Genomic DNA, 24359 nt, shown 5'->3' on the forward strand with positions numbered 1-24359 from the left:
GAGCCTTGCCCCGTGACCCAAGAGACCAACATCCGCCGCCACACGATCTCCGTGCTCGTCGATAACGAGCCGGGTGTGCTGGCGCGTGTCATCGGCCTGTTTTCTGGCCGTGGCTATAATATCGAAAGCCTGACCGTGGCAGAGATTGATGCCAGCGACAGCCTGTCGCGCATCACCATTGTCACCTCCGGCACGCCCATGATCATCGAACAGATCAAGGTGCAGTTGGAGCGCCTGGTCCCCGTTCACAAGGTCAAGGATTTGACCCTGGAAGGCCCGTTCATCGAGCGGGAAATGGCCCTGGTCAAGGTCGTGGCCAATGGCGAAAAGCGCGTTGAATCCTTGCGCATCGGCGATGTCTTCAAGGCCCGCGTCGTGGACGCCACCATCTCCAGTTTTGTGTTTGAAATCACCGGCACCGCCGATGATCTGGACCGCTTCATCGACTTGATGCAGCAGTTGGGTGAGGTTGATATCAGCCGTACCGGGGCTGCTGCCCTGTCGCGGGGCACCTCGACCCTGTAAACCCCTTATTCCCAATGCCGGATTCCCGTTCCGGGGTCCGGACATGACCACAGCAGAGCAGAACGAAGGAACATTCCCATGCGCGTCTATTACGATCGCGACGCCGACGTCAACCTGATCAAGGGCAAGAAGGTGGCCATTGTCGGCTATGGCAGCCAGGGCCACGCCCACGCCCAGAATCTGCGCGACAGCGGTGTCACCGACGTGATCATCGCGCTGAAGGCCAATTCGCCGACCCGCGCCAAGGCCGAAGCTGCTGGCTTCACCTGCGTCACCCCGGCCGAGGCTGCCGCCACCGCCGACGTGATCATGATCCTGACGCCGGACGAGCATCAGGCCGACCTGTACAATAACGAGATCGGCCCGAACCTGAAGCAGGGTTCCGCCATCGCCTTTGCCCACGGCCTGAACGTGCATTTCCGCCTGATTGAGCCGCGTCCCGACACGGATGTGTTCATGATCGCGCCGAAGGGCCCCGGCCATACGGTGCGCGGTGAATATAAGAAGGGCGGCGGTGTTCCCTGCCTGGTGGCCGTTCATCAGAACGCGTCGGGCAATGCCCTGGACGTCGCCCTTTCCTATGCCTGCGCCGTTGGCGGTGGCCGTTCCGGCATCATCGAGACCACCTTCAAGGAAGAGTGCGAGACCGACCTGTTCGGCGAGCAGGTGGTGCTGTGCGGTGGCCTGACCAAGCTGATCCAGGCCGGTTTTGAGACCCTGGTCGAGGCCGGCTATGCCCCGGAAATGGCCTATTTCGAGTGCCTGCACGAAGTGAAGCTGATCGTGGACCTGATCTACGAAGGCGGCATCGCCAACATGCGCTACTCCATCTCCAACACCGCCGAATATGGTGACTATGTCACCGGTCCGCGCATTGTGACGGACGAGACCAAGGCCGAGATGAAGCGCGTTCTGGCCGACATCCAGTCCGGCCGTTTCGTGCGTGACTGGATGCTGGAAAACAAGGCCGGCACGCCCAGCTTCAAGGCCACCCGCCGCATTGAAGCCGAGCATCCGATCGAGGAAGTGGGCACCAAGCTGCGCGCCATGATGCCCTGGATCTCCGCCAACAAGCTGGTGGACAAGTCCAAGAACTAAGCTGTTTCAACGGTTTGGTTTGACGTATGACGCCCGGCAGGGAAACCTGCCGGGCGGTTTGCGTTTTGATGCGCGTGGCTAAAGATACAATTTTACCGACTTGCGCCTATCGCGCGAGTGGCATAGGATTTGTTCGGATCAAAATGATCGGCATATTGGGGGAGCCCATGATCTCGCTAAATGCGGGTTCGCTCTTCGGCGCCACAAACGCGGTGGCGATGAAGACGGCTATCGACCGCCATGTCGACAAGGCGGTTGAGGAGCGTTTCAAGAAGGTCGACGGGCCCGGATATCAGGGGCAAATCCAGCAGGATGTCTATAAACGCCTGTCAGATCTTGGCATTGGCGGCGGTGGTTTTGAAGAAGCCGCAAAAAGTGCCGCACGCATCGACGAACTCAGCAAATACATGGACAAGGCCCGGTCGGAAATTGACCGCAAGGCCGCTGGCGAGAAGCTGAACCAATCCAAACGCCGCATGAGCGAGTTGGAACAGGAGGCGCGTCAGGCGGCGGCGCGCGGCGATGCCCGCAAGCTGGCGCAGATTGCACGTGAAGCCACCGGCATGACCCGCAATCTGGCGCAAGAAGCCAAGAATCTGGTCGACGGTCGGTCGGTTGATCCCGCCGAACGGGCGGCCGCCATCGCGCGCGGTGAACCCGATCCGGCAATCCCCGTTGAGCCACAGCCCGGCATGACGGCTGCCGGCATTCCTGTTTCCTATGCCCGCGCCTATGTGCAGGAAGTGCGCGATTTTGCCGGACGGGCTCGCACCCTCCTGACCCAGGCGGAAGCCAATAAGGGCAACACGCTGTGGATGAGCGAGGAAGAAAAACAGGACCTGGCCGAAACTCTCAAGGCTGCCCGCGATGATCTGGCCGCTGCTGGTGAAATGCTGGAAAGGCTGAACGGGACACTGGAGGCGTTGGACCCGGGCGGGGCAGCGGCGGCCGGAGGCATTGACGCGGGGTCGGTGATGGAGGTGACCTCGACCAGCATCTATACCGAGACCCTGACCATTGCGGTACAGACCACGGAATCCTTCGTCTCGATCACGGCGTGATCAGCCGTTGATGTAAATCCGGTGATAGCGCGACCCGAGGCGGGTCAGCACTTCGTACCCGATGGTGCCGGCTTCTTTGGCAAATTGGTCAATATCGCGGTGCGGACCAAGAATGTCGGCCCAATCGCCCACCCGCCGCAGGTGGGCCGGGACGCCGCTGACATCCACGGTCAGAAGGTCCATTGATATGCGTCCGATCACCGGGGCGGGATATCCTGCGACCAGAGCCACCCCTTTGCTGGCCAGCGACCAGGGGTAGCCATCGGCATAACCCATACCCAGGGCAGCCACTTGGCCCGGTGCGGTGATGCGGTGCGTCGCATCATAGCCCACGGTGTCAGGTGGGGCGACATCACGGATTTGCAGGATGCGGGCCAGCAAGCGGATAACGGGTCGCATCGGATTGGGCAGCCAGGGAGCGGGGTTGGCGCCATAGAGTGCGATGCCGGGCCGCACCAGATTGAAATGATAATCGGCGCCATGGAAGATACCGGCAGAGTTCGACAGGCTGACCGGCGCTCGGGGCAGCCGCACCAGTGCCGTGCGCAACCGCCGCAACTGCTCCGCCGTGAATGGATTGCTCGGATCATCGGCACAGGCCAGATGGCTCATCCAAGCCAGGAGATCCATGCTATCCAAGATGCTTACGGCATCATTACATAACCGGTCCAATTCGGAAGGGGGCAGGCCCAGCCTATTCATTCCGGTATCGATATGAATAAATGCTGGTAACTTTCGGTCCAGCCGTCGGGCATAGGCGCCCCAGCGTTCAATCTCGCCCAGACTGCTGAGCACCGGGATCAGATCGCGCGCTGCCAGTTCGGCCTCTGTCCCGGTGGGCACACCATGCAAGACCAGGGTGCGGGATTGGGGCAGTGCGGCCTTCACCCGCACCCCGGCCTCGATATCCGCAACAAAGAAGCTTCGCGCGCCTGCCTTCCACAGGGCTGACGCTACGGCGACGTCGCCCAGGCCATAACCATTGGCCTTGACCACAGCGGCGCATTCCGCCCCCGGTGCCAGCGCCGCTATCTGCCGCCAATTGGCGGTCAGCGCTGCCAGATCGATGACCAGCACGGCGCCGACACGGGCTGCTTCGGGGCTGTTCAACAACCCCGCCAGCTCACTCGTCATACGATCCGCCACCATGTTGTGTGTCCAGATCGCCAAAGCGGGTATAGTTGCCATCGAAATAGAGGCGGACGGTGCCAACCGGGCCGTGACGCTGCTTACCGATGATCACGTCGGCGGTGTTGTGGACCTGGGCCAGCCGGTCCTGCCATTGCGCATAACGATCATTGTATTTGTCTTCCGACTCATCCGGGCGGCGGCCCGGTTCGGCGCGTTCCAGATAATATTGCTCACGGAATACGAACATCACGACGTCCGCATCCTGCTCGATCGAGCCTGATTCCCGGAGGTCCGAGAGTTGCGGCCGCTTATCCTCGCGGCTTTCTACCGAACGCGAAAGCTGCGACAGGGCAATGACGGGCAGGTCCAGTTCCTTGGCAATGGCCTTCAGGCCGCGGGTGATTTCGGAAATTTCCTGCACACGGTTCTGTTCACCACGGCCGGTCCCGCCCCCGCGCAGGAGCTGGAGATAGTCGACCACCACCAGCCCCAGCCCGTGGGTGCGTTTCAACCGGCGGGCGCGGGTGCGCACGGCGCTGATGGTCAGGGCAGGCGTATCATCGACAAAGAACGGCACCCGGGCCAGATACTGGCTGGCCTCGACGAATTTCGGAAAGTCGGTGGCGGTGATTTCGCCACGGCGGATCTTGTCGCCCGACACTTCCGCCTGGTCGGCCAGAATACGCAGGGCCAATTGTTCAGCCGACATTTCCAGGGAGAAGAAGCCGACCGGTGCCCCTTCCTTGCCGCCCGATAGCATATAGGCCTTGGCTGCATTGAAGGCGATGTTGGTGGCCAGCGCCGTCTTACCCATCGAGGGCCGACCAGCCAGGATCAACAGGTCGCTGGGATGCAGGCCACCCAGTTTGGTATCCAGATCGCGCAGGCCCGATGTCACGCCGGTCACATGGCTGGACCGGCGGAACGCCGCCTCGGCCGTCTGGATGGCAGCGGTCAAGGCGCGGTCAAAGGGGATGAAGTCGCCTTTGATGTCGCCCGTCGCTGCCAGTTCGAACAGCTTCTTTTCCGCATCCTCGATCTGGTCGTTGGCGGCGATGTCGATATCGTGCTTGTAGGCCTGATTGACCATATCCTCGCCGACTTCGATCAATTGCCGGCGCAGATAGGCGTCATGGATGATGCGTCCATAATCCTCCAGATTATGGACGGTGACGATGGCAGCCGCCAATCGAGCCAGATATTCCGGCCCCCCGATTTCGGTCAGGTCGCGGTCCTGCTCGAAATAGGCCTTCAAGGTAATGGGGTTTGCTACCTGGCCCCGGTCGATCATCTTCAGGATGGCCTGATAGATTTTCTGGTTGGCCGGGTCGAAAAAATGCTCCGGCCGCAGGAATTCGCCAACTTTTTCAAAGGCCTTGTTGTTGACAAGGATGGCGCCCAGCACGGTTTGTTCCGCTTCCTCATTATGGGGCGGCGTGCGGTAGGTCACGGCGGCGTTGCCGGCAAAGCCGGCAGGGTCGATCAGTTTGGTATCCATGGCGGCGGCATTCTAGCCGCCTGCCCCGGCGGCGTCACGCCATCACACGGGCAGGGGGACACAAACACGGTGGATGAAAGCTGGGGATAAGCTGTGGATAAGGCCGGGACGCAGCGCGACCAAAGAAAAAGGGCGGCCTCCTGAGAGACCGCCCTTCATCGCTACCAGAGAGGCCGACTGTTTCCATTCGGCACCGGGGCCTGGATCAGGCCTCGGTCTCCTCGGTGGCTTCGGTCTCTTCGACCGTCTCGTCCTCATCGTCCTGGTCGTTGCCGACGACCATGCCGCCACGGGCGGCCTGGACAGCGGCTTCTTCGACCGAACGAGCCACGTTCACGGTGACGCTCACGGCGACTTCCGGATGCAGGACAACCTTGACCTTGAACAGGCCCAGGGTCTTGATCGGGTCGGCGATGGCGACCTGTGCACGCGCGATCGTGGTGCCGGTGGCGGTCACGGCCTCGGCGATATCGCGCGAGGTGACCGAACCGTACAGCACGCCGGACTCGGCGGCCTGACGAACGACGACGACGGAGACGCCATCGACCTTCTTGGCCACAACCTCGGCTTCCTGCTTCAGCTCCAGATTGCGCGCTTCGATCTGCGCCTTCTGGGCCTCAAAGTAGGCCAGGTTTTGCTTGGTTGCACGGAGGGCCTTCTTCTTCGGCAGCAGGTAATTACGGGCATAACCCGGCTTCACCTTGACCACCTGACCGAGTTGGCCCAGCTTCTCGACGCGTTCCAGCAGAATGACGTCCATTGTCTTTGCTCCTGGTTCGCTTACTTCACGACGTACGGCAGAAGAGCCAGGAAGCGGGCGCGCTTGATCGCACGGGCCAGCTCACGCTGCTTCTTCGCCGAAACGGCGGTGATACGGGACGGGACGATCTTGCCACGCTCGGAGATGAACCGGGACAGCAGCTTGATGTCCTTATAGTCGATCACCGGTGCGTTCGGACCGGAGAACGGGCAGGTCTTCCGGCGACGGAAGAACGGACGACGGCCACCGCCAGAGCGGGGAGCGCCACCCGTGGGAGCGCCCTGGGGACGTTCGGTGGTCATGCGCGATCTCCTTCACCTTCACCGGCGGCGTCACGACGCGGGCCACGGCTGAAGCCGCCCTCGCGCGGACCACGGTCGCCAAATTCACGACGCGGGCCACGGTCGCCGAAGCCACCGCGGGGGCCACGCTCCGCGCGCTCGCCCTTGTTGGCGAGCATGGCGGTCTGGCCTTCTTCGATCTTCTCGACCTTGACGGTCATGACGCGCAGCACGTCTTCGTTGATCGACAGGTTACGTTCCATTTCGGCAACGGCCGCCGCGGGGGCGTCCAGGCCGAGATAAACATAATGACCCTTGCGGTTCTTGTTGATCCGGTAGGTCAGGGTCTTCAGACCCCACTGCTCGGTCTTGACGACGGAGCCGCCCTGTTCCTTCAGGATATTGCTGAAGGTCTCGGTCAGGGTTTCAACCTGAGTCGAGGAGATGTCCTGACGGAAAATCAGGATCGTTTCATACAGTGCCATAAAAACTCCCCATGGCTATTGATGGTCCGCCGCTGTGTCCGGAACAGGTTCCGGGTCAGCCGCACGGTCCTAGCCGGCGCCTTGGCCAAGCGTCGGCGGGGTTTCGGAAGCGGCGCACTATACAGATTGGCGGCCAACGCGCAAGGGGAGGCGCGGGCATGGACCGGCATGGGCGGGGTGTTGATCCCGCATGGACGCTGGGATCACGGTTCAGCATCCGCCGCGGCCGTCCGTGCGCTCGTCGCCTCGCGATGCAGCCGTTGGGCGGCAGGCGTATAAAGGACAGTGCTGATCCGTAGGCGGACATCCAGCGGCATCGCGTGTGAGCATGCCAGCCAGAAACCCACTTCCGGTAACTCCGCCACCACCCGCAGCTTCAAGGCCTTTATCTCCGGTGCTGAGAGGGAGCTGTCAAGCATCAGCCCGAAGCGGGGATGACCGGCATCGACCATCTGGGCCAGTTGCCGGTGGTCGTCGACGACGATGTGACGGATACCCCGGCTGTCCAGGATGGTGCGGTAAATCCCGCTGGGGGCGCCGACCTGGCCGCTTGCCACCGACAGCAGATCGGCTAGCCTGCCGTTGAAAGGGTCGTTGGCCCGTGTCACAAAGACGATTCGGTCCCGCTTCATTTTATACAGCCAGTTGACATTCTTCTCCCGCACCGGAAGCCGGGCATAGTTCAGCGAACAGGTATCGGGATTGCGCATCAGGTCATCCAGGCGTTCCTTGTCGGTCACTGGCCGAATAGTCAGCCGCACCCGTGCGCCATCGGCAAGCAGGGCCAGCCATTGGCCCAGGGCCCTGTGCGGCACACCCGTGACATCCACGTTGTTGGGGGACATGGAGAGCATCAAGATGATCTCTGGCGCGTCAGCGGCGCCATAAGAGACGATACTCCCCGCCGCCAGTGACGGTGCCGTCAACAGCGGGGTGACCAGGACCAGCAATAATGCCCGGCACCAACACGCAAGCCTGAACAACCGGATCGGTGATCCTGGCGGGCGAGGAAGGAAGGTTGGCGCTCTCATTGCGTGGGTGTTCCCGCATGCAGTTGGCTTGCCGGATCGGAATCCAGGGCCAGTTGCCGCAGATGCTCGGCCGTGCGGTCATTCAGCGCGGCAACCAGCCGTGTCGCCAGCGCATCTGACATGTCGCGGCTGCAGGTGAACCAGTATTCCTTGAACGGTAACTCGCCGACGATGCGTACGGGCAGCGAGGCCACTTCCGGAGCATCCAGAGTGCCACTGATCACGATGCCGAACCGCACCCGGCCCACCGCCACCATGCGGGCCAGCGCGCGCTGATCATCGACGATGGTATAACGGACGCCTTGCTTTTCCAGGATGTCGCGGTAAATGCCGGTGGGTGAGGCAATCTGGGTATCAGCCAGTTTCATCAGCGCCTCCAGCGGGCCGCTGAACGGGTCGTTGGCGGCGGCGATGATGACGATGCGGTCCCGCCGGATCACGTCCAGCCAGCGCACCATCGTTTCCCGCTCCGGGACGCGTGCAATCCCCAGAATGCAGCTATGTGGGCTGCGACCGCTGTCGGCAATGCGGCGCTCAAACCCCGCAGGCTGCAGACGCATGCGCACATTGGCCCGGTTGGCCACATGGGTCAGCCACCGGGTGATGGCCGGTTGTACATTCTGTTGTGGGTCCAGAAGGCGCGGGGTCAAGGGTACAAGAACCGTAATCGGCTCCCCCATTTCCGGCCCCACCTCCTGCGCGCCCACAGCGATGGTGCACGCCAGCAGCAGGGCGATCTGAAACAGGGCGAGGCGAAGGCAGGGGTGACGCATTGACGATGTCCGGTACAAGAAGCCGAATTATAGGGTCGGCCGCCGGACGGGCAAAAGTGCGCGCGGAGTCGATTCCGTATGGTATGCCCCCCCCTTGACAAGGGAGCCTACCCACCTTGGCTGGTTGCCAAGTGATGGGGGGAGGCCAGAGAACTATCCAAACATTCTCTGGAATCTGATTAAGACCAGGGGCCGGCTGGCTGCTTCATCGCACCGGTCCCCCGACAGTGATCGGAGGGGGTGTTCATTAATGCCGGTCCCGCCGATGATTGTTCATTCCGCCGGAAACTTGGCCAAGCGGGTGCTGAACGGTATCGCCAGCATTCGGAGTTTTTCAGCTTCTTCCGATTTCAGTGCCGTTGTCAGACGGTCGACAATATCGGGTGGTAAATTGCGCGAGCATGCAAACCAGAAGTCGAGTGGCGGTGTTTCAGCCACAATCCGCAGCCCCATGCCCTTCACATCCGGTGTTTCCAGTGTGGCACCGATCAACATGCCAAAACGCACGCGTCCCGCAGCCACCATCCGGGCAACAGAGCGCTGGTCATCGACCGCGACATGCGGGATGTCCCGCAGAGCCAGAAGTTCCCGATAGATGCCACTCGGAGCGGCAACCTGATCAGGCAGGATGGACATCAGCGCGTCGATATCACCGTAAAAACTGTCATTGCCGCGGGCAACAAACAGGATGCGGTCCTGTCCAATGCGCGTCAGCCACAATGCCCCGGCCTCACGTGATGGAACCCGGTCATATCCCACCACGCAGTGGTTGGGCCGGCGGGAAATGTCAGCGGCGCGACGGTCAAAGCTAGAGGGCTGTATTTCCAGGTAAACCGACGCCTGTTCAGCCACGTGGGCCAGCCAGCTTGCCATCGCCGGCTGCAACCGTGCGCGGTTATCGATGAATGTTGGCATGATTGGCACGGCCAGCGTGACCTTCGCCGATTCTGGATTGCCAAAATACTCGGCCATTTCCTGTTCTGCCCCCGCCACGTTCAACGCCGTGACCAGACAGAGTGCAAGGCATGCCGCCGTCAGCACGCCCCAGCGTGCTGCTAAACCGGGCTTTCGGTTTTTGATGACCATGGTGGCTTCCGACGGGCCCGTGGATGATGAAGGTAACACAAAAAGACCTTAAGGTGCCAAAGGCCAGCCGGGAATCGGCCGTTAAGAATTGATGTTTCCTTGACGGTGGGGCCTGTTCGGCCTGCCTCCGCCTTGGCAAAGTTTCTGGGCTATTCTGCGCTAGACTGCGCTGCGGTGCCAGTATTTCCATTACCTTACCACAGCCTTCCGTAATGGTAACCAACAAGCAGCCGCGCCTCAACAGGGTGGGACAGCTTGACAGAGCCACGCGCCGCTGTATCAAGGCCCCACGTTATTTATGACAGGATTTATCCATGAGCCGCGCTTTCGTCTTTCCCGGTCAGGGCAGCCAAGCCGTTGGCATGGGCCGCGAACTGGCCGAACGGTTTGCCATTGCCCGCGACACGTTTGCCGAAGTGGACGAAGCCCTGGGACAGAAGCTGTCAGCCCTGATGTTCGAGGGGCCAGGCGACGATCTTACCCTGACCGAAAATGCGCAGCCGGCCCTGATGGCCGTCTCGGTGGCCGTGACCCGTGTGTTGCAGGCGGAGAAGGGCCTGGACCTGTCCAAGGCCGCCTTTGTGGCCGGACACAGCCTTGGTGAATATTCGGCGCTGTGTGCGGCCGGCGCGATCAGTTTGTCCGATACGGCACGCCTGCTGAAGCTGCGCGGCCGGTCGATGCAGAAGGCCGTCCCTGTCGGTGTTGGCGCCATGGCCGCCATTCTGGGGGCGGATCTGGAGGCTGCGCGCGAGATTGCGGCGGAGGCCGCCCAAGGCCAGGTCTGCACAGCCGCCAACGACAATGCCCCCGGTCAGGTGGTGGTGTCGGGCCATAAAGAGGCTGTTGAACGCGCCATCAAGATCGCGGCAGAACGCGGATTCAAGCGTGCGATGCTGCTGCCCGTATCCGCCCCCTTCCATTGCCCCCTGATGCAGCCAGCCGCCGATGCCATGGCTGAGGCATTGGCCGGGACAGCCATCCTGTCGCCCGTTGCGCCGCTGGTCGCCAATGTCACTGCCTCCGCCGTGACCGATCCGGAGACCATCCGCCGCCTGTTGGTGGAGCAGGTCACCGGTGCGGTCCGGTGGCGTGAAAGCGTGCTGTTCATGAAGGAACAGGGTGTGACCGATCTGGTCGAACTGGGTGCCGGCAAAGTGCTGGCCGGTCTGGTGAAGCGTATCGACAAGGAACTGGTGGCCAGTTCCGTTGGTCTGCCGGCCGATATCGATGGTTTCACTCTCGCCTGATCCGCTTTTCATCTCTGGAGGTTTTCCATGTTCGACCTGAGCGGCAAGACGGCCCTGGTCACGGGCGCATCGGGGGGCATTGGTGCTGCCATTGCCCGCACCCTTCATGGCAAGGGCGCCAAGGTGGCGCTGCATGGCACCAAGGTGGAGGCGCTGGCGGCGCTGGCTGCCGAACTGGGTGAGAACGCGGTCGTGGTGCCCGCCAACCTGTCCGATCCGGCACAGGTGGAGGACCTGTTCAAGAAGGCCGAGGCTGCGCTGGGCGGGACCGTCGATATCCTGGTCAATAATGCCGGTCTGACCCGTGATGGTCTGATCCTGCGCATGAAGGACGAGGACTGGGACAGCGTCATCAATGTCAACCTGACCGCCGGCTTCCGTCTGGCGCGTGCTGCCGTCAAGGGCATGATGAAGCGCCGCTGGGGCCGCATCATCGGCATCACATCGGTCGTTGGGGTCACGGGCAATCCCGGTCAGGTGAATTATGCTGCGAGCAAGGCAGGCATGATCGGCATGTCCAAGGCGCTGGCCCAGGAAGTGGCAACGCGTGGCATCACGGTGAATGCCGTGGCCCCCGGTATGATCGCCACGGCCATGACTGACGTGTTGAATGATGCGCAGAAGGAGGCGATGAACAGCCGCATTCCCGCCGGCCGCCTGGGCACGCCCGACGATATTGCGGCTGCTGTGCTGTACCTGGCTTCCAACGAGGCCGCTTATGTCACAGGCCAGACATTGCATGTGAATGGCGGCATGGCGATGATCTGATCAGCAAGGTGGGCCGGTTCCGTTCGGGGACTGCCTGCGCTTGCTGCTGCGAATGCTGGTCAGGGGCCGCTGTTCATGTTAGATGACGGCTCTTTCCTGACCGGCGTCGCGGGCCGGGCAAGGAATATGCTTGTTCCGTCTCCGCGATGGCCCTTAACAACCGGCTCCGGCCGGTCCCACCGGAAGATCCTGAAAGGTCAAATAAATGAGCGATGTTGCTGAACGCGTGAAGAAGATCGTTGTCGAGCACCTGGGCGTCGAAGAGGCCAAGGTCACCGACACCGCCAGCTTCATCGACGATCTGGGCGCCGACAGCCTGGACACCGTCGAACTGGTCATGGCCTTCGAGGAGGAGTTCGGCATCGAGATTCCGGACGACGCCGCCGAGAAGATCCTGACCGTCAAGGACGCCATCGACTTCATCAGCTCCAAGCAGGGCTGATCCCCAACGGTGGGATGGACGGGGCCGACCCCAGGGTCGGCCCTGCTCCTGGCAAATCCACCGTGGCGTGCCTATGTTCCCATCGGGTGTCGGCCCCGGTCGCCGCCCGCTTTCGTCTTCACATCTACAGGTCGGATACATGCGCCGCGTCGTCATCACCGGTATGGGTCTCGTGACTCCGCTCGGGGTCGGGGTGCAAACCAACTGGGATCGGCTGATCAAGGGTCAGTCGGGCATTCGCACCATCCAGGGCTTTGATGTTTCCGATCTTCCCTGTCGTATCGCCGGCCAGGTGCCGCGCGGTGACGGCAGCGACGGCACCCTGAACCTTGATCTCTTCATTCCGCCCAAGGAACAGAAGAAGATGGATGACTTCATCATGTTCGCCATCGCGGCGGCCGATGAAGCCATCAAGGACAGCGGCTGGAAGCCGTCCAATGACGAGGAATTCGAACGCACGGGCGTTTCTGTCGGCTCCGGTATCGGAGGCCTGCCCGGCATTTATGAGACCTCTCTGGTGCTGGCCGAAAAAGGGCCGCGCCGGGTTTCTCCCTTCTTCATCCCATCCTGCCTGATCAATCTGGCGTCGGGCCATATTTCCATCAACCATGGCTATAAGGGCCCGAACCATGCGGTCGTGACCGCCTGTTCCACGGGTGCCCATTCCATCGGTGACGCTGCGCGCATGATCGCGCTGGACGACGCCGATGTGATGGTGGCCGGTGGTGCAGAGGGTGCGTGCTCGCGGCTGGGTATTGCCGGTTTCGCTGCCGCCCGGGCACTGTCCACCAGCTTCAACGATACGCCCGAACAGGGCAGCCGCCCTTATGACAAGGCCCGTGACGGTTTTGTCATGGGCGAGGGGGCCGGTGTTGTGGTTCTGGAAGAACTGGAACACGCCAAGAAGCGTGGGGCCAAGATCTACGCCGAAGTGGTGGGCTATGGTCTGTCGGGCGATGCCTATCACATCACCTCGCCGTCGGAAGATGGCAATGGCGGCTTCCGGTCCATGCGCATGGCGATGAAGCGCGCCGGTCTCAACCCCGGCGATGTGGATTACATCAACGCGCACGGCACCTCTACGCCGCTGGGTGACCTGATCGAGCTGGGGGCTGTGAAGCGTCTGTTCGGCAATGATCTGGCTGGTGCGTCGATGTCGTCGACCAAGTCGGCCATTGGCCACCTGCTGGGTGCGGCGGGTGCTGTCGAAGCCATCTATTCCGTTCTGTCCATCCGCGATCAGGTGGTTCCGCCAACCCTCAATCTGGACAACCCGGATGATGGGACGGAAGGGGCTGATCTGGTGCCGAAGGTGGCGAAGGAGCGCAAGGTCCGCGCCGCCCTGTCCAACAGCTTCGGGTTTGGTGGCACCAACGCGTCGCTGGTGTTCAAGGCGCTGTCCTGAACCGCAGCGTGAGCGCGACGCCGGAAAACCAGACAAGACCACGCCGCCATTGGCTTCGGCTGACGGCGGCGTCGCTTTCTGTCGTCTTGCTGGCCGCCGCCGGCGCTGGCTGGCTGGGCTGGCAGCGTTATACCGGGCCGGGGCCTTTAGGCGCTGACAAGGCTGTGGTGATCCCGCGTGGAACGGGTGTGCAGGGAATAGCCCAGCGTCTGGTGGATGCGGGTGTCGTTCCGCATGCGCTTGATCTGATCATCGCATCGCGTTTGCGCGGGGACGGGGGCAAGTTGCGGGCCGGGGAATATCTGTTTCCGGCCGGTATCAGTGTGAAGGGCGCGCTGGACCTGATCATCTCCGGCAAGGTGATCGTTCACCGCGTGACAGTGCCGGAAGGGCTGACAAGCTGGCAGATCGTGGAACGGTTGCGGGCGGAGGAAACGCTATCGGGCGAGGTCACCAGCATCCCTGCCGATGGCTCCCTGCTGCCCGAAACCTATCAGTATCTGCGCGATGACCCCCGCACCGATATCCTGTCGCGTATGTCGGCCGATATGGAAAAGGTGCTGGACCGGCTCTGGGCCGAGCGTGACCCTAACCTGCCCCTGAAATCAAAGCAGGAAGCCGTCATCCTGGCCTCTATTGTCGAAAGGGAGACCGGGGTGGCCGCGGAACGGCCGCGGGTAGCGGGCGTGTTTGTCAACCGTTTGCGCATCGGCATGCGGCTTCAGTCCGATCCGACCATCATCTATGCCCTGTCGGACCGGCGCGGCCAGATTGACCGTGACCTGACCCGCGCGGACTGGAAACTGGAAAGCCCCTACAACACCTACATCATTCCGGGCCTTCCCCCCGGCCCCATCGCCAATCCCGGTCTGCTGTCGCTGCAGGCCGTGCTGAAGCCGGAAGCCCACAATTATCTGTATTTCGTGGCTGATGGCACCGGCGGGCACGCATTTGCGCAAACGCTGGCGGAGCATAATCGCAACGTCGTGAAATGGCGGCGTGTGCGGGATGGCGGGTGAGGGCTGCCAGGGACGGGCAGCAGCCAGACTGTCAGGGAAACAGATCGTCCACGGCCGACTGTGACATGACGGGCCCACTAGCAGCGGGTTCATCCTCCATCATGCGTGCGGCTGGCTTTGCCGGCGATGGGGGCGGTGGCGCTGGTGGGGGCGTTGCCGCAACCGCTTGTGCGGCCAGCGGATCAGCACCGGCGGCACGGGCGGCCGCCGCACCGGTCAACAGCATGTCGACCGCATCCTGATTGATGGCACCCCGCAGGGGCGGCCCATTCATCAAATGGGCATCCGGCCGCATATCCCTGGGCTCGCCGGCCAAGGCGGCCGCCATCTCGTCCGCGTCCAGATTTTCCAGGCCCCAGATCTGGATCATGGCATGCACGCGCCGTTCGATATAGCGCAGGGTGTTGACCACCTTGGTCATGCGCTGACCTGTAATGTCCTGAAAGGAACAGGCCGTCATGATTTCGGTCACCTCGTTATCCAGTGTCTGGGCGAGGTCGGGGTGGTCTTTACGTAAACGGTCGGCTACCGACTGAATCCGTTCCGAGCCATTCAGAATCTCGGTCGTTGCATGCTCGGTGGATTGCAGGATGGCATCCAATTCCTCTGTCGCCCGCATGATGCGGTCAGCAGAAGGATCATCGGGCTTCAGGGCGGCAATCTCTCGCCGCGTCTCTGCTATATGTGAAGAAAGGTCCTGCAACTCTCGTCGCAGGACCTTGATATGAGATTTGGGGTCTACTTCCGGAAGATCGCGATGTTCGCGGATCAGACGGCGGACATCATCCACCGCCACCACGCGGTTCCGGCGATCGCGGGCGCGCAAAAAAGCACGCCCGCGCGGACTGGACATCAACGCGTCTTCGATCTCGTCATAATCCTGGTCGGACAGATCGAAGATCGGTTCTGACACGACAGATCAGCCCAGTGCGCCCAGAACGCTTTCGATCTTCTTCTTCAACGTGTCGGCGTTGAAGGGCTTGACGATGTAATTGTTCACACCGGCTTCCTTGGCCGCGATGACGTTTTCCGTCTTCGATTCGGCGGTCACCATGATGAAGGGCGTAGCCTTCAGACGTACATCGGCGCGCACTTCCTTCAGAAGCTGCAGGCCGGTCATCGGTTCCATGTTCCAGTCGGAAATCACCAGCCCAAAGGCAGATGAACGCAGCTTGGACAATGCTTCCGCACCATCAGCGGCTTCATCAATCTTCGTGAACCCGATCTGGGTGAGCAGGTTCCTGATGATACGCCGCATCGTCGCGTAGTCGTCGACAACCAGCACCTGAATGTTCAAGGACACTGCGGAACCCCCACCTGAACGTGTTGCACCAAAGCAAACAGCTTAATATTCATCCGGCGCCCACAAAGGGACACCGCCTACCCATATAGGTTACCCGATCCGCCCTAACAAGCCAATCGCGTTCACCCCGATCCGGGTCACAGGGCCGCACTTTGGTAGGCAGCCCCTGGCTTGTCAAGCCATGACCCCGGGCAATCTATGCTTATGCACCACGCAGCAGGGAAAGAAGCCCGCTGGTGATGGGGTAACGACGGTCGCGACCAAAGCTGCGTGAGGTGATTTTGACGCCCGGCGGCGCCTGACGTCGCTTATATTCGGCCCTGTCGAGCATGCGCCAGACCCGGTTGACGGTCGCTTTATCGTGCCCGCGCGCAACGATGTCCTGCAATGAAAGGTCGCGTTCCACCAGACATTCCAGAATGTCGTCCAGTACCGGATATTCGGGCAGCGTGTCCTGGTCCTTCTGGCCGGGCTTCAGTTCCGCCGTAGGGGCCTTGGTGATGATCCGTTCCGGGATTACCCGGCCTGCCGGTCCCGCGGCGCCTGTCGGGCGGTTGGTGTTGCGCCAGTGCGACAGTTTGTAAACAGTCGTCTTGTAGACGTCCTTCAGGACATTGTAGCCGCCGCACATATCGCCATAGAGCGTGGCATAGCCGACCGACATTTCCGATTTATTGCCGGTGGACAGGACCATGCTGCCAAACTTGTTGGACAGCGCCATTAGCGTCAGGCCGCGTGAACGGCTTTGCAGGTTTTCTTCCGTGATGTCCGGGCTGGTGCCGGCGAAGGACGGTGCCAACATGGCGGCAAAAGCATCCATGGCCGGTTGGATGGAGATCGTGTCAATCCGGCAGCCCAGCAGAGCGGCACATTCGGCCGCATCATCCAGGCTGTCCTGGCTGGTGTAGGGGCTGGGCATCATTACGCAATGCACCTTGTCCGGCCCCAGCGCATCCACTGCCACGGCGGCGGAGATGGCCGAATCGATACCGCCCGACATGCCCAGGATGACGCCTGGGAAACCGTTCTTGCCCACATAGTCGCGCAGACCCAACACTAGGGCACCATAAAGTGCGCCCAGAGCATCGGGTGGGGCGGTCTTCGCATCCGACGTGGCGGTCCAGCCGCCTGAATCACGTGCCCACCGGGTCACGGCGATATGACTGGTAAAGGCGGGCAACTGGGCCACCAGCGAGCGGTCCCGGTTCAGGACGAAGGATGCGCCATCAAAGACCAGTTCGTCCTGGCCGCCCACTTGGTTCAGGTAGATCAGCGGCAGACCTGTTTCCACAACCCGTGACACGGCCAATTCTAGTCGCCGGTTGGCCTTGTCGATCTCAAAGGGCGAGCCATTGGGGACAACCAGGATTTCGGCCCCCGTCTCCTCCAACGTCTCAGCCACATCCGGTGTCCACATATCCTCACAGATCAGAACACCCAGGCGGACGCCCCGAAAATTGACCGGGCCGGGCAGGGGGCCCGCAGCAAACACCCGCTTCTCATCGAACGGGCCGTAATTAGGGAGGTCATGTTTCAACCGAACGGCCGCGATGGCGCCGCCATCCAGCAGCAGGGCGGCATTGTACCGCTGACCATCCACCCGCCAAGGGGCGCCAACCAGCAAAGCGGGCCCGCCATCGGCTGTGTCCGTCGCCAGGGCACGAACCGTATCCTCGACCTTGTCCAGGAAGAACGGTTTAAGCACCAAATCTTCCGGCGGGTAACCGCAGACCGAGAGTTCCGGAAAGACCACAAGATCGGCACCGGCCGCCGCCGCTTGGGCGCGTGCCGCCCGGATCAGGGCGGCGTTATGGTCCAGAGCGCCGACCGTAGGGTTGATCTGGGCCAACGCAATGGTCAATTGATCGGTCATGATGCCTTGTCCTGCCGGAACATTCTCGTCCGGGCGGTCGCCGGACCCCTTCATATGCTCTTTCTGAGTATAAGGGGTCAAGCCGGCCCCTGGCCGGTCTGGCGGCATGGCGGACCTGCTTCTGTCTGCTTGCCGGACGGGCCCCACCCGCTTAACGTGCCCGCTATCGAACCGGGGAGCCTTGTCATGGGCCGTATCGTCACCGCAGTGTTTTTCGGCCTTGGCCTGCTCCTGGCATCGCTGCCGGCGCATGCGGACAGGTTACCGGCGCCGATGGCTGCGTTCAGCGCGTCGCAGACCCTGAGCGTCGATGGCACGGCCCTGTCGGCCCGGCTTTTCCATGACAAGGGTCTGGAGCGGCGCGAAAGCCGGGTGGACGGGCTGAATAACCTGCTGATCATCCGACCCGACCGGCGGGAAGCGCTGGTGATTCAGCCGGAAAGCAAGGTGGGCATGAAACTGCCCTTGACCGATCCAGAAGTCGGGGTGGTGGCAACCACCCTTTCGTTGCTGTCCGGTACGGTTGAAGGCACGGAGACCCTGGCCGGCGAAAAGGTCACCCGGTATCGGGTGCAAGATATCACTCCGGATGGCAGTGGTTTTGACGGTCGCGTCTGGGCCACCAAGGATGGCATTTATGTAAAGTTGGAAGGCCGTATGGCCGGGGAGGGAGCGGTCACCATTGCCATGACGCTCACCGATATTCGGCGTGGAGCGCAGGACCCCACCCTGTTCGAGCCGCCTGCCGACCTGTCGATCATGACGTTGGACCCGCTGCAAGGCCGTGTACCGCCCGCTTTCCAGGCGGAGAAAGAGACAAAGACCCCATGATCCGGCGCCGTCAGCTTCTGCTTTGCCTGGCCTTTGCTCCCCTCATTCCGGTGGCGGCACAGGCCCAGATGGCGCCGCCAGCCGAGCAGGCTTTTCTGGCCAAGCTGGGCCCGGACTGGCGCACCGTGCCGAACGGACCAACCCGCTACCGGATCATAAAGTCAGGGCCAAGCAACGGACCGACGGTGCCGTTGGTTTCCACCGCGACCCTGCATTACCAGGGACGGCTGGAGAGCGGAAAAGTCTTTGAAGATACACGTGACGCCGGCCGCCCGGCGCAGTTGATGCTGACCCGTGCCATCGCTGGCTGGAAGCAGGTGCTGCCGCTGATGCGGCCAGGTGATGTCTGGGAGTTGGCCATCCCCGCCAGCGCTGCATACGGCGCCGCCGGATCGGCCAGCGGCAAGGTGCCGCCCCATGCCAACCTGTTTTTTACCATCGAAGTGATTACCTTTGTTAAACCGAAGCTGAGCAGCGGATTTTGAGCCGGGGCCGGTCATGCGCCACGTGACCGTTGGCCGGATCCATGCTACCCCGCTGTCATCTGTACCATCGTGCATCGCGGAGCGTTGACATGTCCGGCCGCCTGAAGACCGCTGTTTGCTTGACCACCCTGTCCCTGGCCGTGGGCATTCCCGCCGCCGCCCAGCAGGCGCCGCAGACCCAGCCGTCGGGAAATGTGAACGACGTTTTGTCTATGCCGCGTGTCGATCCGCAATTGCAGTATCTGGTGGAGAATCAGAAAAAGCCCGGTTGGCAGGTGACGCCGTCCGGCCTGCAATACCGGGTGGTGCGGCGCGTGGCGGGTAATCCGCCGCGCCCGCTTCTGTCTGACGATGTCACGGTGAATTACCGGGGCCTGCTGATTGATGGAACGGAGTTTGACAGTTCCTATGCGCGCGGTCGCCCCGCCACGTTCCCCCTGTCGAAGGTGGTGCGTGGCTGGCAGGAGGCTCTGTCCATGATGCGGGTGGGCGAGCAGTGGGAACTGGCGATCCCCGGCAATCTGGGTTATGGCGCTCGCGGTCAGCCCGATGGCGGCATTCCCCCCAACGCCACCTTGTTGTTCACGGTGGAACTGCTGGCCATCCGCAAACCAGATACCACCAACCTGCTGGCCCGCCCCGGCACTGTCCGCTGATCCCAACCCACGCTTACGAAAATTGCGTGCCCCACCGATGGCGCGATTTGTGGTATGGATGCGCCGGGCGTTGGAGCGCCTGGGACAAGGTGTGCGACGCGGAACCCAATGACCGACCAGCTCGTGTTGAGAGAGAAACTTGCGGCTCTGAAAACGGAGCATCGCGATATGGACGACGTCATCCAGCGGCTGACGGAGCAGTTTCCTGTCGACCAGCTTCAGATTCAACGTCTGAAAAAGCGGAAATTACTGTTGAAAGACATGATCGCCCGGCTGGAAAGCCAGTTGGTGCCCGACATCATTGCCTGATGCGCCGCATGGCGGCCCGTGGAAGAGAGGCTGAAACAATTAAGGCCGCATCGGATAGCCGATGCGGCCTTAACTTTGGTTCAAAGGGCCGTGTTTTTCACAGGCGCAGGGGCAGGATGCCGGTCATGCCCGATGACCGGCAACATCACTCGGCAGGTTCCGTGTGATGTTCCGGCTGGACCTGATGATCATCGGTACCGGCATGTTCATGGGCCAGGGGCGGCTGCTGATAGCGGCTGGAATGGCTGCGCTGGATGCTGCCTGCCAGATCCTGAAGTTCCAGGAAGTTATCGGCCTGACGGCGAAGCTCATCGGCGACCATCGGCGGGGTTGAACGAACCGTGCTGATCACCGTTACGCGCACGCCCTTGCGCTGCACCGCCTCCACCAGACGACGGAAGTCGCCATCGCCGGAGAAGAGCAGGATGTGATCGACATTCTCCGCCATCTCCATCACGTCGATGGCGAGTTCGATATCCATATTGCCTTTGATTTTGCGTCGACCGGACGCATCGGTGAATTCTTTCGTCGGCTTGGTGACCATCGTGTAGCCGTTATAGTCCAACCAGTCGACCAGCGGACGAATCGGCGAATACTCCTGGTCCTCGACAAGTGCTGTATAATAAAACGCGCGGATCAGCCGACCCTCTGCGGCAAAAAGCTCTAATAGGCGCTTATAGTCGATGTCAAAGCCAAGGGAACGGGCGGCCGCGTATAGATTTGCGCCGTCGATGAACATTGCCAGCCTTTCTTGCTGGTAGAATATTTTGCGTGCCATTTCTTTCCTCTAATGACGTTGTAATATTCGCACTTCCCGGAGTATGTGGGTCGCCCAGACCGCCGGGACGGAATGGACGGGTCCTGCAGAGCCTGCGCCGGGCATTGGTGCCAGGATCAAGCGGCAGATGACGGATGATTTCCGGCACGGTATGCCATCACATGGTTGGCAGCAAGTGCCGTGAAGATCACACGGTCTACATGGGCGTGCGCTGCGGTGATTTCCAGGAAAATATCCGTGATTTTGATTGCCGTTGGTTCCAATCTTCCTGTTCCTGGCTTTGGTACGCCTGCGCAAATCTGCAATAAGGCGCTTGCCCGGCTCGACTCCATGGGAATCCGGGTTGTGGGCACGTCCCGGCTTTACCAAACAGCGCCGGTACCCCTGTCTGACCAACCCTGGTTCGTCAATGCCGTGGCCGCTGTCGATACCGGCCTGCAAGCCGCAGCTTTGCTGGCCAGCCTGCATCAAGTGGAGCAGGAGTTTGGGCGGGTGCGCCGAGAGCGAAACGAGGCCCGGGTGCTTGATCTTGATCTGATTGATTACAAGGGTGTGGTTTCGGCGGGGATGCCGATTTTGCCGCACCCGCGTCTGGCGGAGCGGGCTTTTGTGTTGCTACCTCTGCGGGATGTTTGCCCGCAGTGGCGTCACCCGGTGACGGGCGTGGGCATTGATGATCTGATTGCCAGCCTGCCGCCTGATCAGGCCATCCGTCCGTTGTCGGGGCTGGAATGAATTCGGCGAAGGGCGGGTATCCTTGCAATGCCCGTGTCTGGCCCCTATAAATCAAAGCTTATCCGTCGCTGGAGAGTATCTGGATATGGCCCGCGTTACCGTTGAAGATTGCGTCCTGAAGATTCCGAACCGTTTCGAACTGGTGATGATGGCTGCCCAGCGCGCCCGTGACATCGCGTCCGGTTCTCCCCTGTCGATCGACCGGGACAATGACAAGAACCCCGTCGTCGCCCTGCGTGAGATCGCGGATGAGACGGTGGCGCTCGATCACCTGAAAAACAGCCTGATCAAGGGTCATCAGCGGGTGCCGGAGCAGGACGAGCCGGAAGAAGAGATCGTCGAACTGATGGCCGGCGAGACCGCCTGGGGCGCCGATGCGGCCCGCGCCGAGGCCGAGGATGAGCTGGGTGGCGAGATGGACTTCTCCGAGGGCGAAGTCGGCGGTGCCGACCTGGCCGACGAGGATATCTGAGCCGGCGGGATCGTGCAGATGGAAGGCCCGTGTTGGCGCGATAATATCCGGAAAGGCGGCCTGATATGAGCCGCCAGACCAAAATCATCCGCCAGTACGAGCTGGTTGAGCGTGTGATGGGGTACGACCCCAATGCCGATGAGGACGCGCTTAACCGGGCCTATGTTTTCACGATGAAGGCGCATGGCTCGCAGACGCGGGCCAGCGGCGACCCTTACTATGTTCACCCGATCTGGGTGGCCTGGCTGCTGACCGAGCTGAAGCTCGATGCCAACAGCATCATCACGGCACTGCTGCACGACACGGTTGAAGACACCCTGACGACGCTGGAGGAAATCCAGCGTCTGTTCGGGCCTGAGGTGGCGCGTCTGGTCGATGGCGTGACCAAGCTGTCGCGCATCGAGCTGCAGAATATCGGTGAGCAGAGCGAAAGCACCAAGCAGGCGGAAAATTTCCGCAAGTTGGTGCTGGCCATGTCGGAGGATATCCGTGTCCTTCTGGTCAAGCTGGCTGACCGCCTGCACAATATGGGCACCATCCAGTTTTTGAAGCCTGAGAAGCGCCGCCGTATCGCGCGCGAGACGCTGGAAATCTATGTCCCGCTGGCCGAACGTATCGGTATCCAGCGCTGGAAGGATGAATTAGAGGACCTGGCGTTCAAAGAATTGAACCCGGACGCCTATGACAGTATCCGTATCCGGCTTGATGATCTGCAATCCACGGGCAAGGCTCGCGTTGATCGCATCATCGAGGAATTGGACAAGACCGTCCGGTTCAACAACGAATCGGCCGTCGCCAATGCTGAGATCTACGGGCGTCTGAAATCGCCCTATTCGATCTGGCGCAAGATGCACGCCAAGAATGTGGCGTTCGAACAACTGTCCGACGTGATGGCCTTCCGCATCGTGGTCGACACATTGGGCGAGTGTTACCAGGCGCTGGGCATCATCCATGCCCGCTATCCGGTTGTGCCGGGGCGGTTCAAGGATTACATCTCCACGCCCAAGCCCAACGGCTATCAGTCGATCCACACCACGGTCATCGGCCCGGAAAAGCAGCGTATCGAGGTGCAGATCCGCACCCGTGACATGCATGAAGTCGCCGATATGGGTGTCGCGGCCCACTGGTCCTATAAGCAGGGCGCGCCCGAGGCGGCGCAGCCAAAGACCGAAGGGCGGCAATATCGCTGGTTGCGCGAACTGCTCGACATCCTGGAGCATGCGACGCGGCCTGAGGAATTCTTGGAACATACCAAGCTGGAACTGTTCCAGGATCAGGTCTTCTGTTTTACGCCCAAGGGCGACCTGATCGCCCTGCCGCGCGGGGCCACACCGGTCGATTTCGCCTATGCCGTCCACAGCCAGGTGGGCGACACCTGCGTGGGCGCCAAGATCAATGGCCGCATGCAACCGCTGCGCAGCCATTTGCAGAATGGCGACCAGGTGGAGGTGCTGACCTCGAAGAATTCCTCGCCCTCGCCGGACTGGGAAAACTTCGTCATCACCGGCAAAGCCCGCGCGCGCATCCGTCGCTTCATCCGTACCCAGCAGCGGGGCGAGCATATCAAGCTCGGCCGCGGCCTGATGGAGCGACTGTTCAAGCAGGAAGGCTATGAATATTCAGAAAAGGCCTTCGACGGCGTTCTGAAGATCTATCAGCAGCCGGGTGTGGACGACCTGTTGGCGGCCATCGGCGCCGGAACGGAAGGCGCGCGCGACGTCTTCAACTCCATCTTTCCGGGGCATCGAAACGTCAACCCGGTGGTGGCGGATGAGAAGGTGGCGGCCATCGCCACCAAGCCCAAGCCGGTTACCAAGGGCAGGGGCACCACGCCGCTGGCCATCCGGGGCCTGATCCCCGGCATGGCCGTGCATTATGCCCGCTGCTGCCACCCGATTGTGGGTGACCGTATTGTCGGTATTGTCACCACCGGCAAGGGTGTCACGATCCACACGATCGATTGCGAGACGCTGGAGAGTTTTCACGACAGTCCGGAACGCTGGATCGACGTTTCCTGGGACCCGGATGCCGATGCGCCCAACGATCTGGTCGGGCGCCTGTCGGTGGTGGTGGCGAATGAGACGGGCGCGCTGGGCACCCTGTCCACAGTCATCGGCAAGAATGGCGGTAACATCACCAACCTGAAGATCACCAACCGTACTAATGACTATTTCGAGATGCTGATTGATGTCGACGTCAAGGATGTCAAGCATCTGACCAACATCATGGCGGCGCTGCGCGCCACCCCGGTGATCCATTCGGTCGAACGTGGCCGCTGACGATCCTGATCGGGGATCGGGAAGG

General features: G+C 61.6%; 27 protein-coding genes. 15 read left to right on the top strand and 12 right to left on the bottom strand.

Annotated elements, in window-relative coordinates:
* Positions 1 to 12 precede the first annotated feature (12 nt).
* The 3 genes from ilvN (at position 13) to CHU95_RS18100 (ending at position 2684) form a co-directional block, all read left to right on the top strand.
* Positions 13 to 525, top strand: coding sequence for an acetolactate synthase small subunit (gene ilvN / locus CHU95_RS18090; protein WP_094457715.1), 513 nt, complete (start codon positions 13 to 15; stop codon positions 523 to 525).
* A 78-nt stretch (positions 526 to 603) separates the two neighbouring features.
* Entirely contained in the window at positions 604 to 1623 is a 1020-nt protein-coding gene (ilvC, locus tag CHU95_RS18095; protein WP_094457716.1) for a ketol-acid reductoisomerase, read from the top strand.
* Positions 1624 to 1790: 167 nt separating this feature from the next.
* A complete protein-coding gene (locus CHU95_RS18100) occupies positions 1791 to 2684 on the top strand; it encodes a hypothetical protein (protein ID WP_133065570.1) in 894 nt (297 codons plus the stop codon).
* On the opposite strand, the gene alr is transcribed toward CHU95_RS18100, so the two are convergent.
* The 8 genes from alr to CHU95_RS18140 all read right to left on the bottom strand — a co-directional run bounded on the left by alr (position 2685) and on the right by CHU95_RS18140 (position 9729).
* On the bottom strand, positions 2685 to 3818 hold the full coding sequence (alr, locus tag CHU95_RS18105; protein WP_094457983.1) for an alanine racemase: 1134 nt from the start codon (positions 3816 to 3818) through the stop codon (positions 2685 to 2687). It lies immediately after the preceding gene.
* On the bottom strand, positions 3808 to 5313 hold the full coding sequence (locus CHU95_RS18110; RefSeq protein WP_094457718.1) for a replicative DNA helicase: 1506 nt from the start codon (positions 5311 to 5313) through the stop codon (positions 3808 to 3810). The genes alr and CHU95_RS18110 overlap by 11 nt, the downstream gene beginning before the upstream one ends.
* A gap of 205 nt (positions 5314 to 5518) precedes the next feature.
* Positions 5519 to 6073 (bottom strand): 50S ribosomal protein L9, encoded by a 555-nt coding sequence (gene rplI, locus CHU95_RS18115; protein WP_094457719.1) that lies wholly within the window; start codon positions 6071 to 6073, stop codon positions 5519 to 5521.
* A gap of 20 nt (positions 6074 to 6093) precedes the next feature.
* Complete coding sequence (rpsR, locus tag CHU95_RS18120) at positions 6094 to 6375, bottom strand: 30S ribosomal protein S18 (RefSeq protein ID WP_054169616.1); 282 nt, start codon at positions 6373 to 6375, stop codon at positions 6094 to 6096.
* Positions 6372 to 6839 carry a 30S ribosomal protein S6 gene (rpsF, locus tag CHU95_RS18125; RefSeq protein ID WP_094457720.1) on the bottom strand — a complete coding sequence of 156 codons (468 nt, stop codon included), beginning with the start codon at positions 6837 to 6839 and terminating at the stop codon, positions 6372 to 6374. Before rpsF ends, rpsR begins: the two co-directional genes overlap by 4 nt.
* 203 nt (positions 6840 to 7042) lie before the next feature.
* The gene (locus CHU95_RS18130) at positions 7043 to 7822 is read right to left on the bottom strand and encodes a substrate-binding domain-containing protein (protein WP_133065571.1); all 780 of its coding nucleotides are present in this window, start codon (positions 7820 to 7822) and stop codon (positions 7043 to 7045) included.
* Between the two features lie 44 nt (positions 7823 to 7866).
* A complete protein-coding gene (locus tag CHU95_RS18135; protein ID WP_094457722.1) occupies positions 7867 to 8643 on the bottom strand; it encodes a hypothetical protein in 777 nt (258 codons plus the stop codon).
* Positions 8644 to 8916: 273 nt separating this feature from the next.
* Positions 8917 to 9729: a PhnD/SsuA/transferrin family substrate-binding protein gene (locus tag CHU95_RS18140; protein WP_094457723.1), complete on the bottom strand. Its 813-nt coding sequence runs from the start codon at positions 9727 to 9729 to the stop codon at positions 8917 to 8919.
* Positions 9730 to 10043: 314 nt separating this feature from the next.
* Here CHU95_RS18140 and fabD point away from each other — a divergent pair, with 314 nt between their 5' ends.
* The 5 genes from fabD to mltG all read left to right on the top strand — a co-directional run bounded on the left by fabD (position 10044) and on the right by mltG (position 14613).
* The gene (fabD, locus tag CHU95_RS18145) at positions 10044 to 10979 is read left to right on the top strand and encodes an ACP S-malonyltransferase (protein ID WP_094457724.1); all 936 of its coding nucleotides are present in this window, start codon (positions 10044 to 10046) and stop codon (positions 10977 to 10979) included.
* 27 nt (positions 10980 to 11006) lie between these two features.
* Positions 11007 to 11747 carry a 3-oxoacyl-[acyl-carrier-protein] reductase gene (gene fabG / locus CHU95_RS18150; protein WP_094457725.1) on the top strand — a complete coding sequence of 247 codons (741 nt, stop codon included), beginning with the start codon at positions 11007 to 11009 and terminating at the stop codon, positions 11745 to 11747.
* A gap of 205 nt (positions 11748 to 11952) precedes the next feature.
* Complete coding sequence (locus CHU95_RS18155) at positions 11953 to 12189, top strand: acyl carrier protein (RefSeq protein WP_094457726.1); 237 nt, start codon at positions 11953 to 11955, stop codon at positions 12187 to 12189.
* Between the two features lie 139 nt (positions 12190 to 12328).
* On the top strand, positions 12329 to 13594 hold the full coding sequence (gene fabF / locus CHU95_RS18160; RefSeq protein ID WP_094457727.1) for a beta-ketoacyl-ACP synthase II: 1266 nt from the start codon (positions 12329 to 12331) through the stop codon (positions 13592 to 13594).
* A gap of 8 nt (positions 13595 to 13602) precedes the next feature.
* Entirely contained in the window at positions 13603 to 14613 is a 1011-nt protein-coding gene (mltG, locus tag CHU95_RS18165; protein ID WP_094457728.1) for an endolytic transglycosylase MltG, read from the top strand.
* Between the two features lie 31 nt (positions 14614 to 14644).
* Here the strand turns inward: mltG and CHU95_RS18170 are convergent, their stop codons facing one another.
* The 3 genes from CHU95_RS18170 to CHU95_RS18180 form a co-directional block, all read right to left on the bottom strand.
* Positions 14645 to 15526 (bottom strand): protein phosphatase CheZ, encoded by an 882-nt coding sequence (locus tag CHU95_RS18170; RefSeq protein WP_094457729.1) that lies wholly within the window; start codon positions 15524 to 15526, stop codon positions 14645 to 14647.
* 6 nt (positions 15527 to 15532) lie between these two features.
* Positions 15533 to 15904 (bottom strand): chemotaxis response regulator CheY, encoded by a 372-nt coding sequence (locus CHU95_RS18175; protein ID WP_094457984.1) that lies wholly within the window; start codon positions 15902 to 15904, stop codon positions 15533 to 15535.
* Positions 15905 to 16118: 214 nt separating this feature from the next.
* Positions 16119 to 17789, bottom strand: a complete 1671-nt coding sequence (locus CHU95_RS18180) for an NAD+ synthase (protein ID WP_094457985.1) — start codon at positions 17787 to 17789, stop codon at positions 16119 to 16121.
* A gap of 186 nt (positions 17790 to 17975) precedes the next feature.
* Between CHU95_RS18180 and CHU95_RS18185 the strand changes: the two genes are divergently transcribed.
* From CHU95_RS18185 to CHU95_RS18200, 4 genes are all read left to right on the top strand, one after another.
* The gene (locus CHU95_RS18185) at positions 17976 to 18620 is read left to right on the top strand and encodes a LolA-like protein (RefSeq protein ID WP_094457730.1); all 645 of its coding nucleotides are present in this window, start codon (positions 17976 to 17978) and stop codon (positions 18618 to 18620) included.
* A complete protein-coding gene (locus CHU95_RS18190) occupies positions 18617 to 19105 on the top strand; it encodes an FKBP-type peptidyl-prolyl cis-trans isomerase (protein ID WP_094457731.1) in 489 nt (162 codons plus the stop codon). Before CHU95_RS18185 ends, CHU95_RS18190 begins: the two co-directional genes overlap by 4 nt.
* A gap of 89 nt (positions 19106 to 19194) precedes the next feature.
* Positions 19195 to 19761 carry an FKBP-type peptidyl-prolyl cis-trans isomerase gene (locus CHU95_RS18195; protein WP_165772249.1) on the top strand — a complete coding sequence of 189 codons (567 nt, stop codon included), beginning with the start codon at positions 19195 to 19197 and terminating at the stop codon, positions 19759 to 19761.
* Between the two features lie 108 nt (positions 19762 to 19869).
* Positions 19870 to 20070 carry a YdcH family protein gene (locus tag CHU95_RS18200; protein ID WP_094457733.1) on the top strand — a complete coding sequence of 67 codons (201 nt, stop codon included), beginning with the start codon at positions 19870 to 19872 and terminating at the stop codon, positions 20068 to 20070.
* Positions 20071 to 20215: 145 nt separating this feature from the next.
* Here the strand turns inward: CHU95_RS18200 and CHU95_RS18205 are convergent, their stop codons facing one another.
* Positions 20216 to 20848: a LabA-like NYN domain-containing protein gene (locus CHU95_RS18205; RefSeq protein WP_165772250.1), complete on the bottom strand. Its 633-nt coding sequence runs from the start codon at positions 20846 to 20848 to the stop codon at positions 20216 to 20218.
* A gap of 237 nt (positions 20849 to 21085) precedes the next feature.
* Between CHU95_RS18205 and folK the strand changes: the two genes are divergently transcribed.
* From folK to CHU95_RS18220, 3 genes are all read left to right on the top strand, one after another.
* Entirely contained in the window at positions 21086 to 21583 is a 498-nt protein-coding gene (gene folK / locus CHU95_RS18210; RefSeq protein ID WP_094457734.1) for a 2-amino-4-hydroxy-6-hydroxymethyldihydropteridine diphosphokinase, read from the top strand.
* Positions 21584 to 21668: 85 nt separating this feature from the next.
* Positions 21669 to 22055 (top strand): DNA-directed RNA polymerase subunit omega, encoded by a 387-nt coding sequence (rpoZ, locus tag CHU95_RS18215; RefSeq protein WP_094457735.1) that lies wholly within the window; start codon positions 21669 to 21671, stop codon positions 22053 to 22055.
* Between the two features lie 65 nt (positions 22056 to 22120).
* Positions 22121 to 24334: a RelA/SpoT family protein gene (locus tag CHU95_RS18220; protein WP_245838384.1), complete on the top strand. Its 2214-nt coding sequence runs from the start codon at positions 22121 to 22123 to the stop codon at positions 24332 to 24334.
* Positions 24335 to 24359 lie beyond the last annotated feature (25 nt).

The organism is Niveispirillum lacus (assembly GCF_002251795.1).
Classification (GTDB): domain Bacteria; phylum Pseudomonadota; class Alphaproteobacteria; order Azospirillales; family Azospirillaceae; genus Niveispirillum; species Niveispirillum lacus.

Coding starts and splice junctions, on each gene's coding strand:
- ilvC (WP_094457716.1), top strand. CDS start 604: ATGCGCGTCTATTACGATCGCGACGCCGACGTCAACCTGATCAAGGGC.
- CHU95_RS18100 (WP_133065570.1), top strand. CDS start 1,791: ATGATCTCGCTAAATGCGGGTTCGCTCTTCGGCGCCACAAACGCGGTG.
- alr (WP_094457983.1), bottom strand. CDS start 3,818: ATGACGAGTGAGCTGGCGGGGTTGTTGAACAGCCCCGAAGCAGCCCGT.
- CHU95_RS18110 (WP_094457718.1), bottom strand. CDS start 5,313: ATGGATACCAAACTGATCGACCCTGCCGGCTTTGCCGGCAACGCCGCC.
- rplI (WP_094457719.1), bottom strand. CDS start 6,073: ATGGACGTCATTCTGCTGGAACGCGTCGAGAAGCTGGGCCAACTCGGT.
- rpsR (WP_054169616.1), bottom strand. CDS start 6,375: ATGACCACCGAACGTCCCCAGGGCGCTCCCACGGGTGGCGCTCCCCGC.
- rpsF (WP_094457720.1), bottom strand. CDS start 6,839: ATGGCACTGTATGAAACGATCCTGATTTTCCGTCAGGACATCTCCTCG.
- CHU95_RS18135 (WP_094457722.1), bottom strand. CDS start 8,643: ATGCGTCACCCCTGCCTTCGCCTCGCCCTGTTTCAGATCGCCCTGCTG.
- CHU95_RS18140 (WP_094457723.1), bottom strand. CDS start 9,729: ATGGTCATCAAAAACCGAAAGCCCGGTTTAGCAGCACGCTGGGGCGTG.
- fabD (WP_094457724.1), top strand. CDS start 10,044: ATGAGCCGCGCTTTCGTCTTTCCCGGTCAGGGCAGCCAAGCCGTTGGC.
- fabG (WP_094457725.1), top strand. CDS start 11,007: ATGTTCGACCTGAGCGGCAAGACGGCCCTGGTCACGGGCGCATCGGGG.
- CHU95_RS18155 (WP_094457726.1), top strand. CDS start 11,953: ATGAGCGATGTTGCTGAACGCGTGAAGAAGATCGTTGTCGAGCACCTG.
- fabF (WP_094457727.1), top strand. CDS start 12,329: ATGCGCCGCGTCGTCATCACCGGTATGGGTCTCGTGACTCCGCTCGGG.
- CHU95_RS18180 (WP_094457985.1), bottom strand. CDS start 17,789: ATGACCGATCAATTGACCATTGCGTTGGCCCAGATCAACCCTACGGTC.
- CHU95_RS18185 (WP_094457730.1), top strand. CDS start 17,976: ATGGGCCGTATCGTCACCGCAGTGTTTTTCGGCCTTGGCCTGCTCCTG.
- CHU95_RS18190 (WP_094457731.1), top strand. CDS start 18,617: ATGATCCGGCGCCGTCAGCTTCTGCTTTGCCTGGCCTTTGCTCCCCTC.
- CHU95_RS18195 (WP_165772249.1), top strand. CDS start 19,195: ATGTCCGGCCGCCTGAAGACCGCTGTTTGCTTGACCACCCTGTCCCTG.
- CHU95_RS18200 (WP_094457733.1), top strand. CDS start 19,870: ATGACCGACCAGCTCGTGTTGAGAGAGAAACTTGCGGCTCTGAAAACG.
- CHU95_RS18205 (WP_165772250.1), bottom strand. CDS start 20,848: ATGGCACGCAAAATATTCTACCAGCAAGAAAGGCTGGCAATGTTCATC.
- rpoZ (WP_094457735.1), top strand. CDS start 21,669: ATGGCCCGCGTTACCGTTGAAGATTGCGTCCTGAAGATTCCGAACCGT.
- CHU95_RS18220 (WP_245838384.1), top strand. CDS start 22,121: ATGAGCCGCCAGACCAAAATCATCCGCCAGTACGAGCTGGTTGAGCGT.